The following is a 14,371-nucleotide window of genomic DNA, read 5'->3' as shown; positions in this document are numbered from 1 at the left end:
CCGCCATGACCGCGCACGGAATCGGCCTGGTGGCCCGGCAGGAGATCAGGACCCGGCTGCGGACGGGCCGCTGGAAGACGCTGCTGGCCATCTGGTTCGTCACCGTCAACGGGCTCGGGCTGCTGCTGCGGCTGGCGCTGGAGGCCGATGACACGTCGAGGGAGTTCGGCGAGCCGGGCGTTCCGATGTTCGGCAGCGTCCTGTTCGGCGTGCTCGTGCTGACGCTGCTGATCACCCCGGCGCTCAGCGGCCAGTCGATCAACGGGGACCGGGAGCGCGGGACGCTCGCCACGCTGCAGGTCACCCGGCTCACGCCCTGGGAGATCGCGCTCGGCAAGCTCGCCGCCGCGTGGGGGACGGGCCTGGTCACGCTGCTGCTGACGCTGCCGTGCGTGCTGTGGCCGGTGGCCGAGGGCGCGGTCGGCGTGGGGCGCGCCCTGGTCGTCCTCACCGTCATGGCCCTGCTCATCGGCGTGGTCTGCGCGGTGTCGCAGGCGTGGTCGGCGCTGCTGGCGCGCAGCATCACCTCGGTGCTGATGTCGTACCTGACGGTCTTCGGGCTGCTGGCGGGCACGCCGCTGCTGTTCATGATCGCGGTTCCGGTCACCGCGGAGCACCGGCGGGTGGAGTCCGCGTACGGCGTCCACGGGGAGACGATCGAGCACACCGAGCGCGTCTGGTGGCTGCTCGCGCCCAACCCCGTGGTCGTCCTGGCCGACGCGGCGCCGAGGCTGCCCGAGCGCGAGATCATCGCCGGCGACGTGAGGTACATGCGGTCGCCGCCGAACGATCCGCTCGGCGGGCTCAGCCGCGAAGTGCGCGACATCCGCGAAGGGGACGGCGGCCACCACGGGTCCGACCGGGGCGAGGGCGGTTCCGTCTGGCAGTACGGGCTGCTGTTCGACCTGTTTCTCGCCGCCGGTGCGATCTGCCTGACGGCCACCCGGCTGCGGACGCCCCTTTACCGCGTTCCGAAGGGCGTCCGCGTGGCGTGAAAAACCGGCCAGGGTGATCAGGAAACGAGAATTCGTCCTGCGTGATCGCGGTCGGCGTGAAAACATTCGGCGTGAACAAAGATGGAACAGCTCTATCGGCACTGAACGCAATTCTCCGATTGAGTTGGGATTCTCAGGCGGAGTGAAACTTGCAGGGATGCTTTCAGTGGCGGTCGAAACGGCCCGCCCTGATGTGCTCGGTGAACCTGCGCCATTCATCCAGGCCGAACGCGAGGCGTGTCGCGGTGTCCTCGGTGTCCCGGACGGATATCGCCTCGCCGTCCAGTCGCGCGACCTCGACACATCCGACGTTGGCGCATCGGGAACTCCTTCTCCATCGGGCGGGCGGTGTCCCATGGAACGAACTCATGCCGACTCCTGCCTTGAAAGTTGCATTGTCCGCGGCCGCGCTGCCGGTGCTTGACACAAGGTAACAAGATCGCAAAAAACTCCTGATCACCTGCGGTCAGGACGGTGCGCGGGTGACAGGAGTGGCGAGGTAGGAGCAGAGTTTCGGCTGGGGGAGCAACGAGCCGAGTCCGGCGTGGACCCGGCTCGTCCACCGCGGCGCCCTACCGTGCCCTCAGCGGGCGGCGGCCGGGCTCTGGCCGCGTCTCATCGGCGCAAATCGAATTCGCCCTTCTTGGCTCGTCCGACGAACTCCCGCCACTCTCCCTGGGAGAACGACAGGACCGGACTCTGCGTACCGTGCTTGGCGTCACGCGCCCCAATGGAATGGGACGAACCGTCCAGTGTGGCGACTTCGACGCACGTGTTACTCGCCCCGCAGTGGGCGCTTCTCCTCCATTGCGGAGCAGGAGTGGCGAAAGGGGACACTCGGTGCCTTTCACAAGGATTGAGCCCCTTTGCGGGCCTTCACCAGGCGTCTCTGGCCTCGGTGATGCGCCGCCGTGATTCGGTGGCGTCCAAGGCCTGGGCGGCCAGGCTTGTATAGGCGAGCCTGTACATATACGTAACAGTCTCATCCGCGAAGTGGCTGATTGTCAGGGATTCGGTGTGCACGATATCAGGGAAAACGATGTCGTGCACCGGTGAGAATTCCAGGAGTATAAAGGACTCAGCCAACACCGAGTGTGCCACGTTCAAAGGCAGGATCTGCACCGTCACATGCGGGAGCTCGGTCATCCGGCACAGATGTTCCAGCTGCTCGCGCATGACCTTCTGGTCCCCGATCCGGCGATTGAGAACCGCCTCGTCGAGAACCACCGACAGTTCCATCGGATGTGCCCGGTGCAGCAGCTGCCGCCGCCGCATTCGCACGTCCAGCCGGCGTTCCAGTTCCTGTGGCGGCAGGGTCGCGAGGTCGCTCCAGCCACCGATCACATGCCGCGCGTAACTCTCCGTTTGCAACAGCCCCGGGAAGACGGTGCTGCCCCATTCCCTGACGGCCGTGGCCTCGGACTCCAGCGCGATGAAGTCGGCGAGTTCGCTCGGCAGGTCGCGGTATTCCTCCCACCATCCCCGTTGGGCGGCGTCGTGCGCCAGGGAGATGAGGTCGTCGCGGCGGGCGTCGTCGATCTCGTACAGGTCGAGGAGACGTCGCACGTCGCTGATCTTCGCGCCGGTCCGCGCGTTCTCGATCCGGCTGACCTTGGCGGTGGACCAGGTCAGCCGATCGGCGACCTCGTCTCCCGTGAGCCCCTTCCGCTCGCGCAGTCTCCGAAGTTCGGCCGCCAGCCGCCGTTGCCGGACGGAGGGACCTCGGGAAGTGCTCATTGATCGGGCCTCTCCAGTCCCGGCGGACTGATCTGGGCGCATTCTGCCGCACCGGGGTGCCGCAGTGCGAATACATCGGACCGGATGAGGAAGATTCTACGGCCGATGATTCTTTCCCGCACATGACACCGAAACTTGCACTGCAACATACAAAGCCCTCGTGGGGGGCGTGTCCCCGGGCGAGAAGGGGGAAGCGGGATTGCGGCGAGCCTCCACGTGGCACGCTAAGTGTGTGATCGACTTGGGGGGCCGCGGATGAGGTACGCGCACGAGGTCGGCAAGGTGCGAGCGGCCGAGCAGGCCCTGATGGCCCGGCTTCCCGACGGCGCCCTGATGCAGCGCGCCGCCGCCGGCCTCGCGTCCGTCTGCGCCCGGATCCTGCCCGCCGTGTACGGGTCGCGCGTCGTCCTGCTCGTCGGCGGCGGCGACAACGGCGGCGACGCCCTCTACGCCGGAGCCCGCCTGGCCCGGCGCGGCTCCCGCGTCCACGTCGTCCAGGCCGGGTCCAAGATCCACCCTGGCGGCCTGGCGGCCCTGCGTGCCGCCGGCGGCCGCGTCCTGCAGTCGGGCGAGGCCGCCGCCATCGACGACGCCGACCTGATCATCGACGGGCTGACCGGCATCGGCGGCACGGGCGGTCTCCGCGAACCCCACGCCCGGTACGCCGCGCTGGCCTCCGCGTCCACCGGCCTCGTCGTCGCCTGCGACGTCCCGAGCGGCGTGGACGCGTCCACCGGCCGCGTCGACGGCGCCGCCGTCCACGCCGACGTGACCGTCACTTTCGGGACGCACAAGCCGGGCCTCCTGATCGACCCGGGCGCGTCCCACTGCGGTGTGGTCGAACTGGTCGACATCGGACTCGGCCCCGACCTGCCCGACCCGGACGTCGTCGCCGCCCGCCCGGAGGACGTCCAGCCGCCCGAGCCCGGCTCCGAGTCCGACAAGTACCGCCGCGGCGTCGTCGGCGTCCTCGCCGGCGGCGACGCGTTCACCGGCGCCGCCGTCCTCACCACGGGCGGCGCCGTCCACGGCGGCGCCGGCATGGTCCGCTTCGCCTCCGTCGCCCACCCGGTCGAACTGGTCCGGCACCGCTGGCCCGAGGCGGTAACCACCGTCATCGAGCCCGGCTCCCACGGCCCCGCGGTCCTCGAACGCGTCGGCCGTGTCCAGGCATGGGTCGTCGGCCCCGGCCTCGGCACCGGCGACGCCGGCGAGGCGCTGCTGGAGGCCGTCCTCACCACCGAACTGCCCGCCCTCGTGGACGCCGACGGCCTCACCGTCCTGTCCCGCCGCCGCGACCTGCTGCGCCGCGCCGCCCCGACCGTCCTCACCCCCCACGCCGGTGAGCTGTCGCGCCTCATCGCCGCCGACCGCGAGGACATCGAGGCCCGGCGCCTGGAACACGTCCGCCGTGCCGCCGCCGAACTGTCCGCCACCGTCCTGCTCAAGGGCTCCACGACCCTGGTCGCCGAACAGGACCGCCCCGTCCGCGTCAACCCGACCGGCACCCCCCGCCTGGCCACCGCCGGAACGGGCGACGTCCTGTCCGGCCTGATCGGCGCCCTCCTCGCCGGCGGGATGCCCGCCATCGACGCGGCCGCGGCCGGCGCCTACCTCCACGGCCTCGCCGCCCGCCTCGCCGCCGCCCCCACCCCAGGCCGCGACTCCCCCATCAGCGCCCACGACGTCATCACCGCCCTCCCCGAAGCGTTCCGTCGCTCTATTTGATTGCGGTTGCAAGTAGTCGGCCGATAGGGCGACACGGTGCGGTGAACATGGGCGGCCGTGTCGGTGCCTTGAACCTTGGATCGGGCATTTGCGTCCTATTGGACAGAGGGCGCCGGGGGAGCGTTCGATTCCGGGCCGGAATGGGCTTGAGCTGGGCCATGAGGCTCCGGGCATGGCCCGGAGGGCGGCAGACTGTGATTATGAGTGTTCCTGCGGAGGCGCGTGTCGATCTTGATGTGATCGGCGACAACATCGGGCTGCTGTGTGAGCGCGCGGGGGGCGCCGAGGTCATGGCCATGGTGAAGGCCGAGGCGTACGGGCACGGGCTGATCGAGGCCGCCCGCGCCGCGCTCGCCGGCGGGGCCTCCTGGCTGGGCGTCGCGAAGCTGGCCGAGGCGCTGCGGCTGCGGGACGCGGGCATCACCGTCCGGACGCTGGTGTGCCTCGGGGTCCCCGGCGAGCCGTACGAGGACGCCGTCGCACGGGACGTCGACCTCACCGTGGGCGCGGTGTGGCTGCTGGACGAGGTCGTCCGCGCGGCCGAGCAGGCGGGGCGTCAGGCGCGGGTGCACCTCAAGGCCGACACGGGCATGTCCCGCGGCGGGGTGCGGGGCCGGGACTGGGAGGCGCTGGTCGACGCGGCGCTGAAGGCCGAGGCGGCGGGGCACGTGCGGGTGGCCGGGGTCATGTCGCATTTCGCCTGCGCGGACGAGCCGGGCCACCCGTCGGTGGCGGCGCAGATCGGCGCGTTCACCGAGATGGTCGAGCACGCGGAGAAGGCGGGGGCGCGGTTCGAGGTGCGGCACCTGTCGAACTCGGCGGCCACGCTGACGCTGCCCGAGGCGCGGTTCGATCTCGTCCGGCCGGGGATCGCCGCCTACGGGCTGACGCCGGTGCCGTCGCTCGGCACGTTCGGGCTGCGTCCCGCGATGACGCTCGTGGCGGACGCGGCGCTGGTCAAGCGGGTCCCAGCAGGCAGCGGAGTGTCATACGGTCACACGTACCGCACCGAACGGGACACGACCCTGGCCGTGGTGCCCGCCGGGTACGGGGACGGAATCCCCAGGCACGGGTCCAACCTGCTGCAGGTGCTCGCGGGCGGGCGGCGCCGGACGATCGCCGGACGGGTCTGCATGGACCAGTTCGTCATCGACGTCGGCGACGACCCGCTCTCGGCGGGCGACGAGATCGTCCTGTTCGGGCCGGGCGACCGTGGTGAGCCGACCGCGCAGGAGTGGGCGGACGCATTGGGAACGATTTCCTATGAGATCGTCACCCGCATCGGGTCCCGGGTACCGAGGGCGTACCCGGGAGGGGCGCTGTAGGGGGCGCGTGTATGGACAGCAGAAGCAGGCGCAGGCTCGGCGTCGCCGGTGCCGTCGCGGGCGCCGGGGTCGGCGCGGCCGTCGGTGTGCGGCACGCCGTCGTCGGCCGGCTACGGCTGCGGCCGGACCCGGACGCCGGCGAGCCGTTCGGCGAGCTGCGCGGCCGGGAGCTGACCGTGCAGGCCGGCGACGGCCTTCCGCTGCACGTCGAGGTGGACGGCCCGGACGACGCCGACCTCACCGTCGTGTTCTGCCACGGCTACACCCTCAACCAGGATTCCTGGCACTACCAGCGCCGTGACCTGCAGGGATCCCTGCGGATGGTGTTCTGGGACCAGCGCAGCCACGGCCGGTCGGGACGCAGCGACCCCACGCACGCGACGATCGAGCAGACCGGCGACGACCTGTACGCCGTGCTGAAGGCCACGGTCCGCAAGAACCGGCCCGTCATCCTCGTCGGGCACTCCATGGGCGGAATGTCGATCATGGCGCTGGCGGACCGGCATCCCAAGCTGTTCGACCGGCAGGTCGTCGGGGTCGCGCTGATCAACACGTCCTGCGGCGACCTGGCGGAGATGACGCTGGGGCTGCCGCTGGTGCTGGCCAAGGTCGTCCGGCCGCTGGCCCCCCGGACGCTGCGCGGCCTCGGCCGCCGCGCCGAGCTGGTGGAACGGGCCCGCGGGCTGGGCGCCGACCTGGCGTTCGTCGTCACGCGGAAGATGGCGTTCGCCGACAAGCACGTGAGCCCCACCGTGGTCGACTTCCTGGAACAGATGATCAGGGCGACGCCGATCGATGTGATCGCCGAGTTCTACCCGGAGCTGATGGCGCATGACAAGGTCGCCTGCCTGGAGGTTCTCGGCAACGTGCCGACACTGGTGCTGGCCGGCGGGGCGGACAGGCTGACCCCCGCCGCGCACGCCCGCCGCATCGCCGACGCGCTTCCGGACGCGGAGCTGGTGGAGGTGGAGGAAGCCGGGCACGTGCTGCCGCTGGAGTACCCGGGAGTGGTCACCGGCGGCCTACGCCGGCTGGTCGAGCGCGTCCGGCCGAGGTACGAGAAGGAGCGCACCGCGTGAATGTGATCTCGCTCACCGTCCCCGCGGCCGAGGACATGCGTGAGCTGGGCGTACGTCTGGCCGGCATGCTCGGTCCCGGCGACCTGCTCGTGATGACGGGCCACCTCGGCGCGGGCAAGACGACGCTGGCGCAGGGCATCGGCGAGGGCCTGAAGGTGCGCGGGCCGATCACCTCGCCCACGTTCGTGATCGCCCGGGTGCATCCCTCGCTGGCCGGCGGGCCGCCGCTGGTGCACGTGGACGCCTACCGGCTGGGCGGTTTCGCGGAGCTGGACGACCTCGATCTTGATGCGTCCCTTGACGAATCGGTGACGATCGTGGAATGGGGAGAAGGGCTCGCGGAGGGGCTCGCCGAGGACCGGCTCGATGTGATCATTTCTCGCGGGGACGGGCCCGGCGAGGAACGCGAAGTAAGGATCGTCGGGGTCGGTCATCGCTGGTCCGACCTGGAACTCGGCGCTAGATGACTGGGTACGGACAACTTCTGCGCTTTTTGCAAGTCGGGGTGGTCCACTTTACGGCTGCATGTCGTACTCTTTGCCGGAACGAGCCTCACCTTCACGACATATTGATTTCCGCAAGCAGGAGTGGGATCCGGTGAGTGGTAGCCATCGCAGCGGTAGTCACCGCGACAGCTACCGCGGTTCGGACGGTGGCCAGGGCGACGGTTACCGGCAGGACGGCGGTGTATACGGCGCGGGCGGCGACGAGTACGCGCCGTACCCGGGCCAGGAGTCCAGCCGTTCCTCGGGGACCGGCGGGTACGAGTACGAGTCCGGCGGGTACCGGTCCGGCGCCTACGAGTCCGGCGGCGGCTACGAGTCGGGTGGCTACGAGTCCGGCGGCGGCTACGGCTCCGGGCAATCGGGTAGCGGCCCCTACCAGAGGGAGACCGGCCCGTACCAGACCGGGAGCGGCCAGTACGGCCGGGACACCGGCGGGTACCGCAGTGACACCGGCGGCTACCGGAGCGACACCGGCGGATTCCGCAGCGACACGGGCGGATACCGGGCGGGCAGCGGCTCCTACCGGTCCGCGAGCGGCGGATACCGGACCGGCAGCCACCGCGTCGTGCGCGACCGCCGCACCGGCAGGCGCTGGGCCGTCGTGTTCGGCGGCGTCGGCGCCGCCATCGCCGTCTGCGTGCTCGCCGCGTTCGTCGTCCTGAGCGGCGTCGGCGCGAGCGGCGAGGACGACGGCGGCCAGGTCGTCGGCAGCGGCGCCACCGAGAGTTCGCCGATGTCCAAGGGCGAGCGCTCCGCCGTCCCCGACTCCTGCACGATCATCGGCCAGGATCTCATCGACAGGCTGGCGCCCAACTCCGAGCGCACCGAGGCCGACAACTACCAGAGCAGCGACCGGCAGAACCAGTGCGTCTGGGGCGCCTACGCGGGCGACGACAAGCGTCAGCTCACCGTCGAGCTCCGCGCGATCGCCGCCGAGGGCGGCCAGACGGCCACCGACACCGCCGGCGCCAAGTTCGGCTCCGAGCGGACCGCCGACGAGTCCGGCAAGGCGCTGCTGCCCGGCCAGGTGCTCAAGGAGAAGATCCGCCTCGACGACGTCGGCGACGACGGCTACGTCGTCTACAGCGTCGACGACGGGCAGGGGTCCGGCGAGGCGATCGGCAACGTCCGCCAGGGCAACGTCCTCATCACCATCCACTACTCCGGCTCCAACGACGGCGACCCGCTCTCCTCGGGCGACGCCACCAACGGCGCCGTCGAAGTGGCCAAGGCCGTGATCCAGGCCCTCGACCAGTCCTGATCCGGCGGAGGCGCATCCCTGGCGGAGGCGGTTCCACGGCGGGCTCTGACCTGTAGGCTTACAACCCGTGCTGGTCTTGGCTTTCGATACCGCGACCGCCGCGATCACCGTGGCGCTGTACGAGTGGATGCCGGGCGAGGGCGCCGTCCCGCGCGGCGTGGCCGAGGCGGTCGACCGGCGCAGACATACCGAGCTGCTCACCCCGTCCATCGCCGGGGTGATGGCGGAGGCCGGGGCCGCGGCGAGCGACCTGAGCGCGATCGCCGTCGGGGTCGGGCCGGGCCCCTACACGGGGCTTCGGGTCGGGCTCGTCACCGCCCGCTCCATGGGGGAGGCGCTCAGCATCCCGGTCCACGGCTTCTGCACGCTGGACATCATCGCGTGGGCGACCGGAAGGATCGAGCCGTTCGCCGTCGCCACGGACGCCCGCCGCAAGGAGGTCTACTGGGCGCGGTACGACTCGTGCGGCGCGCGCGCCACCGGGCCTGCCGTGGGGCCGCCGTCCGACGTGCTGGACGGAGCGTCCCCCGCGCTCCCCGTCGTCGGTGAGGGCGCGGCCCTTTACCCGGACGTCTTCGGCGATGCGGAGCATGAGCCGCTGCTGCCCACCGCCGGCGCGCTGGCGGAACTCGCCGTCGCGCGCCTGGCCGGGTTGAAGGGCCCGGAGCTCCTCCCGCCCGAGCCCCTCTACCTGCGCAGGCCGGACGCCAAGGAGCCGGGGCCCCGCAAGAGGGTGACGCGGGCGTGAGCGAGATCGTCCTGCGGTCGATGACCGGCGCGGACCTGCCGGTCGTCCACCGCCTGGAGCAGTCGCTGTTCCCCGAGGACGCGTGGAGCGAGGAGATGCTCAACACCGAGCTGGCCGACCAGCCCCGGACGCGGCACTATGTCGTCGCGGAGGCGTCCGGCGAGATCGTCGGTTACGCGGGTCTCGCCGCGGCCGGTGGGCAGGCCGACGTGCAGACCATCGGGGTCCGCGCCGACCAGCGGGGGAGCGGCATCGGGGCCGCGCTGCTCACCGAGCTGCTGGACGAGGCCGTCCGCCGCAACAGCGAGGCGGTGTTCCTGGAGGTCCGCGCCGACAACGACGGGGCCCGCCGGCTCTACGAGCGGTTCGGCTTCGACAGGGTCGGTGTCCGCAAGCGCTACTACCAGCCCTCGGACGTGGACGCGATCGTCATGTGCCGCAAGCTCCGCACCCGTCCGCCCATGGGTTTCAGCAGGGAGAGCAAGTGATTCGGGACGAGCCGCTGGTCCTCGGCATCGAGACGTCGTGCGACGAGACCGGCGTCGGGATCGTGCGCGGCCACACGCTGCTCGCCGACGCCATCGCCTCCAGCGTCGAGCAGCACGCCCGGTTCGGCGGCGTGGTGCCGGAGGTCGCGTCGCGCGCGCACCTGGAGGCGATGACGCCGACCGTCGAGCGGGCGCTCGCGGACGCCGGCGTCGCGTTCGCCGACGTCGACGCGTTCGCGGTGACGGCGGGCCCCGGCCTGCCGGGCGCCCTGATGGTCGGGGTGGCCGCCGCCAAGGCGTACGCGCTGTCGCTCGGCAAGCCGCTGTACGGCGTCAACCATCTGGCCGCGCACGTTTGCGTCGACCAGCTCGAACACGGCCCGCTGCCGAAGCCGTGCGTGGCGCTGCTGGTGTCCGGCGGCCATTCGTCGCTGCTGCTCGTGCCGGACGTGGCGGCCGACGTCCGCTCGCTCGGCAGCACGGTGGACGACGCGGCGGGCGAGGCGTTCGACAAGGTCGCGCGCGTCCTCGACCTCGGCTTCCCTGGCGGCCCGATCATCGACCGGATGGCCCGCGACGGCGACCCGGCCGCGATCGCGTTCCCGCGCGGGAAGTACAACGACGGCACCTACGACTTCTCGTTCTCCGGCCTGAAGACGGCGGTGGCCCGCTGGGTGGAGGCCAGGGAACGCGCCGGGGAGCCGGTCCCGGTCCCGGACGTGGCGGCGTCGTTCCAGGAGGCCGTCGTGGACGTCCTGACGCAGAAGGCGCTGAAGGTCTGCAAGGAGAACGGCGTCCACGACCTCCTGATCGGCGGCGGCGTCGCCGCCAACTCGCGGCTGCGGGCCCTCGCGGCGGAGCGCTGCGAGGCCGCCGGCGTCCGGCTGCGCGTACCCCGCCCGAAGCTGTGCACCGACAACGGCGCGATGGTGGCCGCCCTGGGCTCAGAGCTCGTCGCCTCGGGCGCCGCCCCGTCCGACCTTCAGCTTCCCGCCGACTCCAGCCTTCCCATCGAGACCATCACCCTCTGACACCGCGGCCCCCTAGCACTGGGCCAGGAGTTGGGCGAGGTAGTCCTCGTAGAGGGGGACTTCGGCTTCGTCCAGAGTGCGGCCGTCGTCTTCGGGGAGGAGGTCCAGGAGGGTGCGGACGTCCCAGTAGGGGTCGTGCGGGTAGCCGCCGGAGACCTGGTCGAAGGTGGACAGGAAGCGGTCGGCGACCGGCGGGCCGTAGCGGAGGGCCAGCCCGCGGCGCATGCGGGCGATGTCGACGGCGATGGGCCCGGACGAGGTGTCGGACCAGTCGACGACGCCGGTGAGCCTGCCGTAGGACCAGAGCGTGTTGTCGGCGTGGTAGTCGCGGTGGATGAAGCGGACCGGCGCGTCGGGGGCGGGGCGGGCGGCGACTTCGTGGGCGCGTTCCCACAGGTCGGGGAGCAGGGCGTGCTTGGGCGGGACCCGCACGTCGAGCCGGTTGTGGGGGACGTACGGCGGCATGGTGGACGCGCCGTTCAGGGCGTGCACCGGCAGCAGCGCCGCGGCCAGTTGGATGAGGTATTCGGGCAGGTCGTCGGGGGAGGGGCGCGGCGGGTGGCCGGTGAGCCGGGTGATGAGCAGGGCGGGGACGTCGCAGTAGGCGCCGGCGGGGTCGGCCGCGACGAGGGCGGGGGTGGGGATCTCGCAGCCGGCGAGGAGGGCGAGCGCGGCGATCTCGCGTTCGGGGGAGAACTCGGCGCCGCCGTAGCGGCGGCGCGCGGGCGCCGGGCCGCGGGGCGTCCAGCGGCGCAGGACGAGGCGGTGCGGGCTGCCGGAGCGGCTCTCGACGAGCAGGGCGTGGTTGGAGTGGGCGGTGCCGCCGGGGAGCGGCCGCACCATCCGGACTTCGGCGCCCTTGCCGAGACACTCCTCGACCCAGCGCAGGGTGGCGTCGCCGGGTGGGGCGCCGGTGGGGAGGCAGGGAGCCGGTGTGTGGGTCACCTGATCCATGAAAACGGATTCCGAAGGGTATGGGGAGTGATTTTGTGAAGACGGAACGTAACAAAAAGCACGTCATCGCGGTGTATTGATGGAGCACCTTCGGTCGTCGCGGTGGTTTGCCGGACAAACTTCGCGGATTCCGTTGGGTATCCAGATGCCGCCGGATGGGAGCCGGGTGGGGCTCGGGTGAGGGCCGCCGGGTGGGCCGCCGGGCGGCGGCCCACCCGGCGGCCGCCGGTCAGTCCTTGCTCTCGCGGCGGGGGCGCAGCAGCGCCTCGGCGAGGGCGAGCATCGTCTCCTCCAGCGTGGACAGCCGCTTCAGCACGTCCTCGTGTACCGCGTTGACCTGCTTGGAGACATCGTCGTGGACGCCGTCGACCTTGCGGCCGACCTCGTCCTCGACGTGGGAGAAGCGCTTGGCGAACTCGGCCGCCGCGGCCTCGGCCCGCCGGCCCGCCTCGTCCTGCATGCCCTCCACGCGCCGCGCGAACTCGTCGTGGACGCCTCCGACCTGCCTCGCGACGTCCTCCTGCATGTTGCCGACCTGCTTGGCGACGTCCTCGTGGATGCTGCCGACCTGCCGCGTCACATCGGTGTGGATGTCGCCGATCCGCTTGCCGAAGTCGTCGTGGACGCCGCTGACCTGCCGTGACACCTCGTGGTGGACGGTCTCGACCTGCTTGGTGACGTCGGTGTGCACCGACTCGATCCGGCGGGAGACGATGTCGACCTGCGCGGTGAACTCCTCCAGCGCGCCGTCGACCCGCTTGGCGACCTCATCGTGGATGCCCTCGATGCGCTTGCGGACGTCGTCGTGCACGTCCTCGAACCGCTGGGAGAACTCGTCCATGCGCTTGGCGACGTCGCTGTAGGCCGTCTCGGCGATCTGCGACATGGTCGCCTTGACCTCGTCGCGGTCGGGGCGGGCGCGCAGCTCCTCGATCAGCGGGTCGACCGCGTCGGCGAGGTGCTTCTCCAGCGCGTCGAACCGGTCGCCGTATTCGGCCGCCGGACGCTGCGCGATCTCGTTCAGCAGCCGGTGCAGCTCGGCGATCTCCAGCGTGGCGGGCAGCCGGCTGATCCGCTCGCCGACCCCGTCGATGCGGCCGTCGATGCCCTCGAACCGGCCGTCGAGGCCGTCCATCTTGCCCGACAGCCCTTCGAGCCGGCCGTCGACGCCGTCCAGCCGCCCGTCCAGCCCGTCGAGCCGGCCGCCGACGCCCTCGACCCGTCCGCCGACCGCCTCAAGCCCCTGCTCCATCCGCTCGGCCATCTCGCCGAGCGCCTGGTCGACCCGCGCCGTGACCCCGTTGATCGAATGCTCGAGCCGCTCGGACCGGTGGCCGAGCTCCGCCAGCGACTTGTCGAGCCGGTTGAAGCGGACGGACGCGGCCTCCATGCTGCCCTGGAGCTTGTCCAGCCGCTTCGTCATCTCGTCCATGCGCTGCGACGCCTGCTGCGTGGCGTCGGTGATCTGCTGCGCGGAGTCGAGGACGGCCTGGATGCGGGTCAGGCCCTCGTCGACGTTCTCGGCGACGACGCCGACGTCGGCCCACAGCGCCGGCAGCTCGGCGACGGGCTTGACCCGGTCGCCGAACGCCTCGATGTGCTCGGCCAGCCCCTCGGCCCATTGCGGGGGTTTGCCGGTCAGCTCGTCGACCTGCCCGCGGACGCTGTCGAGCTGCCCGGTCAGCCCGCTGAGCTCCCGCTCGCGGACCTCGCGGAGCAGCCACTCCATACCTTCCAGCCGCTGCCGAATCTCGTCGAGGACCTGACCCTGTGAGCGCTGTTCATAGACGTGGTCCTGCGCCGCACGGGCGAGCAACTCCCGCATCCGATCCGAGACCGGTTGACCCCCCGTCTGCAGGAAGTTGTGATTCGTTTCCACCCGATGCTCCTTCGTGTGCCGGCGCGAGAAATGACGCACGGCAATGAATCTCTGGAGACGCCACTGTAGTGCGTGTGGACGGTGCCTATAACGGGTAGCAGAGAACGTAGTGAGTTCTGCGGAATGCGCCTGTTATCCGACTGGGGCGGATAGTGAGTGATCGTCGGGCGCACGGCAATTTCCCGCTTCGCGCCCATCGAGCAAGATCGTGGGGATCTGTGCGGCGGCCGCGGGTGAACGGGGCGGTGTTCGCGCGGTGTTCTGTCCGTACATCTCGTCCAACATCGGCAGTTCGCGAACGCCGGATGAATACGCGGCGGCCGACACGTGTGCGCGGAACGTGATGCCTCCCGGCGGGAATCGGGCCATTTTGATGACGCATTCGGGGGCGCCGGAGTCCCCTCGCTGAACCTGTCTTGGTGTTTCCGCGGCCACCGCTCCCGGCGCAACGATTCGCGGCACGCGCCGCGGCCTTGCCGGGTGCCCGCAATCCATGGTGAACGCAATGCCGGAAAGCGAAGATGATTTGCACGGCCGTGGCGCGTCGCCCGGTCCCGCTTGGCGTTGCCCCGCCGCGGGGAAGATCTTTGGACTCGATCCGAGCCCGGCCCCGCTCCGGGCGGGTCAGCGCCGCCGGGGC

General features: G+C 71.1%; 14 protein-coding genes. 9 read left to right on the top strand and 5 right to left on the bottom strand.

Annotation, left to right across the window (positions count from 1 at the left end):
- Positions 1-5 precede the first annotated feature (5 nt).
- Positions 6-995 (top strand): ABC transporter permease, encoded by a 990-nt coding sequence (locus tag AB0C35_RS00245; protein ID WP_358448800.1) that lies wholly within the window; start codon positions 6-8, stop codon positions 993-995.
- 163 nt (positions 996-1,158) lie between these two features.
- Here AB0C35_RS00245 and AB0C35_RS00240 read toward each other — a convergent pair whose 3' ends face one another.
- The 3 genes from AB0C35_RS00240 to AB0C35_RS00230 all read right to left on the bottom strand — a co-directional run bounded on the left by AB0C35_RS00240 (position 1,159) and on the right by AB0C35_RS00230 (position 2,732).
- The gene (locus AB0C35_RS00240; protein WP_358448798.1) at positions 1,159-1,365 is read right to left on the bottom strand and encodes a DUF397 domain-containing protein; all 207 of its coding nucleotides are present in this window, start codon (positions 1,363-1,365) and stop codon (positions 1,159-1,161) included.
- Positions 1,366-1,610: 245 nt separating this feature from the next.
- Entirely contained in the window at positions 1,611-1,832 is a 222-nt protein-coding gene (locus tag AB0C35_RS00235) for a DUF397 domain-containing protein (RefSeq protein WP_358448796.1), read from the bottom strand.
- Positions 1,833-1,871: 39 nt separating this feature from the next.
- Positions 1,872-2,732, bottom strand: a complete 861-nt coding sequence (locus AB0C35_RS00230; protein WP_358448794.1) for a helix-turn-helix transcriptional regulator — start codon at positions 2,730-2,732, stop codon at positions 1,872-1,874.
- Between the two features lie 255 nt (positions 2,733-2,987).
- Between AB0C35_RS00230 and AB0C35_RS00225 the strand changes: the two genes are divergently transcribed.
- The 8 genes from AB0C35_RS00225 (at position 2,988) to tsaD (ending at position 10,898) form a co-directional block, all read left to right on the top strand.
- Positions 2,988-4,460 carry an NAD(P)H-hydrate dehydratase gene (locus tag AB0C35_RS00225; RefSeq protein ID WP_358448792.1) on the top strand — a complete coding sequence of 491 codons (1,473 nt, stop codon included), beginning with the start codon at positions 2,988-2,990 and terminating at the stop codon, positions 4,458-4,460.
- A 200-nt stretch (positions 4,461-4,660) separates the two neighbouring features.
- A complete protein-coding gene (gene alr, locus AB0C35_RS00220) occupies positions 4,661-5,785 on the top strand; it encodes an alanine racemase (RefSeq protein ID WP_358448790.1) in 1,125 nt (374 codons plus the stop codon).
- Positions 5,786-5,796: 11 nt separating this feature from the next.
- Positions 5,797-6,864, top strand: coding sequence for an alpha/beta hydrolase (locus AB0C35_RS00215; protein ID WP_358448788.1), 1,068 nt, complete (start codon positions 5,797-5,799; stop codon positions 6,862-6,864).
- Positions 6,865-6,899: 35 nt separating this feature from the next.
- Positions 6,900-7,331, top strand: coding sequence for a tRNA (adenosine(37)-N6)-threonylcarbamoyltransferase complex ATPase subunit type 1 TsaE (tsaE, locus tag AB0C35_RS00210; protein WP_358449824.1), 432 nt, complete (start codon positions 6,900-6,902; stop codon positions 7,329-7,331).
- Positions 7,332-7,461: 130 nt separating this feature from the next.
- Positions 7,462-8,631: a hypothetical protein gene (locus AB0C35_RS00205; protein WP_358448786.1), complete on the top strand. Its 1,170-nt coding sequence runs from the start codon at positions 7,462-7,464 to the stop codon at positions 8,629-8,631.
- Positions 8,632-8,698: 67 nt separating this feature from the next.
- Complete coding sequence (gene tsaB, locus AB0C35_RS00200; RefSeq protein WP_358448784.1) at positions 8,699-9,379, top strand: tRNA (adenosine(37)-N6)-threonylcarbamoyltransferase complex dimerization subunit type 1 TsaB; 681 nt, start codon at positions 8,699-8,701, stop codon at positions 9,377-9,379.
- Between the two features lie 20 nt (positions 9,380-9,399).
- Positions 9,400-9,867 (top strand): ribosomal protein S18-alanine N-acetyltransferase, encoded by a 468-nt coding sequence (gene rimI, locus AB0C35_RS00195; protein WP_358449822.1) that lies wholly within the window; start codon positions 9,400-9,402, stop codon positions 9,865-9,867.
- Complete coding sequence (gene tsaD, locus AB0C35_RS00190) at positions 9,867-10,898, top strand: tRNA (adenosine(37)-N6)-threonylcarbamoyltransferase complex transferase subunit TsaD (RefSeq protein ID WP_358449820.1); 1,032 nt, start codon at positions 9,867-9,869, stop codon at positions 10,896-10,898. The genes rimI and tsaD overlap by 1 nt, the downstream gene beginning before the upstream one ends.
- 12 nt (positions 10,899-10,910) lie before the next feature.
- On the opposite strand, the gene AB0C35_RS00185 is transcribed toward tsaD, so the two are convergent.
- Entirely contained in the window at positions 10,911-11,852 is a 942-nt protein-coding gene (locus AB0C35_RS00185) for an aminoglycoside phosphotransferase family protein (protein ID WP_358448782.1), read from the bottom strand.
- A 229-nt stretch (positions 11,853-12,081) separates the two neighbouring features.
- Positions 12,082-13,731 carry a hypothetical protein gene (locus tag AB0C35_RS00180; protein ID WP_358448780.1) on the bottom strand — a complete coding sequence of 550 codons (1,650 nt, stop codon included), beginning with the start codon at positions 13,729-13,731 and terminating at the stop codon, positions 12,082-12,084.
- Positions 13,732-14,371 lie beyond the last annotated feature (640 nt).

The sequence above is a fragment of the Spirillospora sp. NPDC048819 genome (assembly GCF_040650055.1).
In the GTDB taxonomy this organism is placed as follows: domain Bacteria; phylum Actinomycetota; class Actinomycetes; order Streptosporangiales; family Streptosporangiaceae; genus Spirillospora.
Note: the sequence above shows the minus strand (reverse complement) of the source record. Positions and strands in the feature narration are given on the sequence as shown.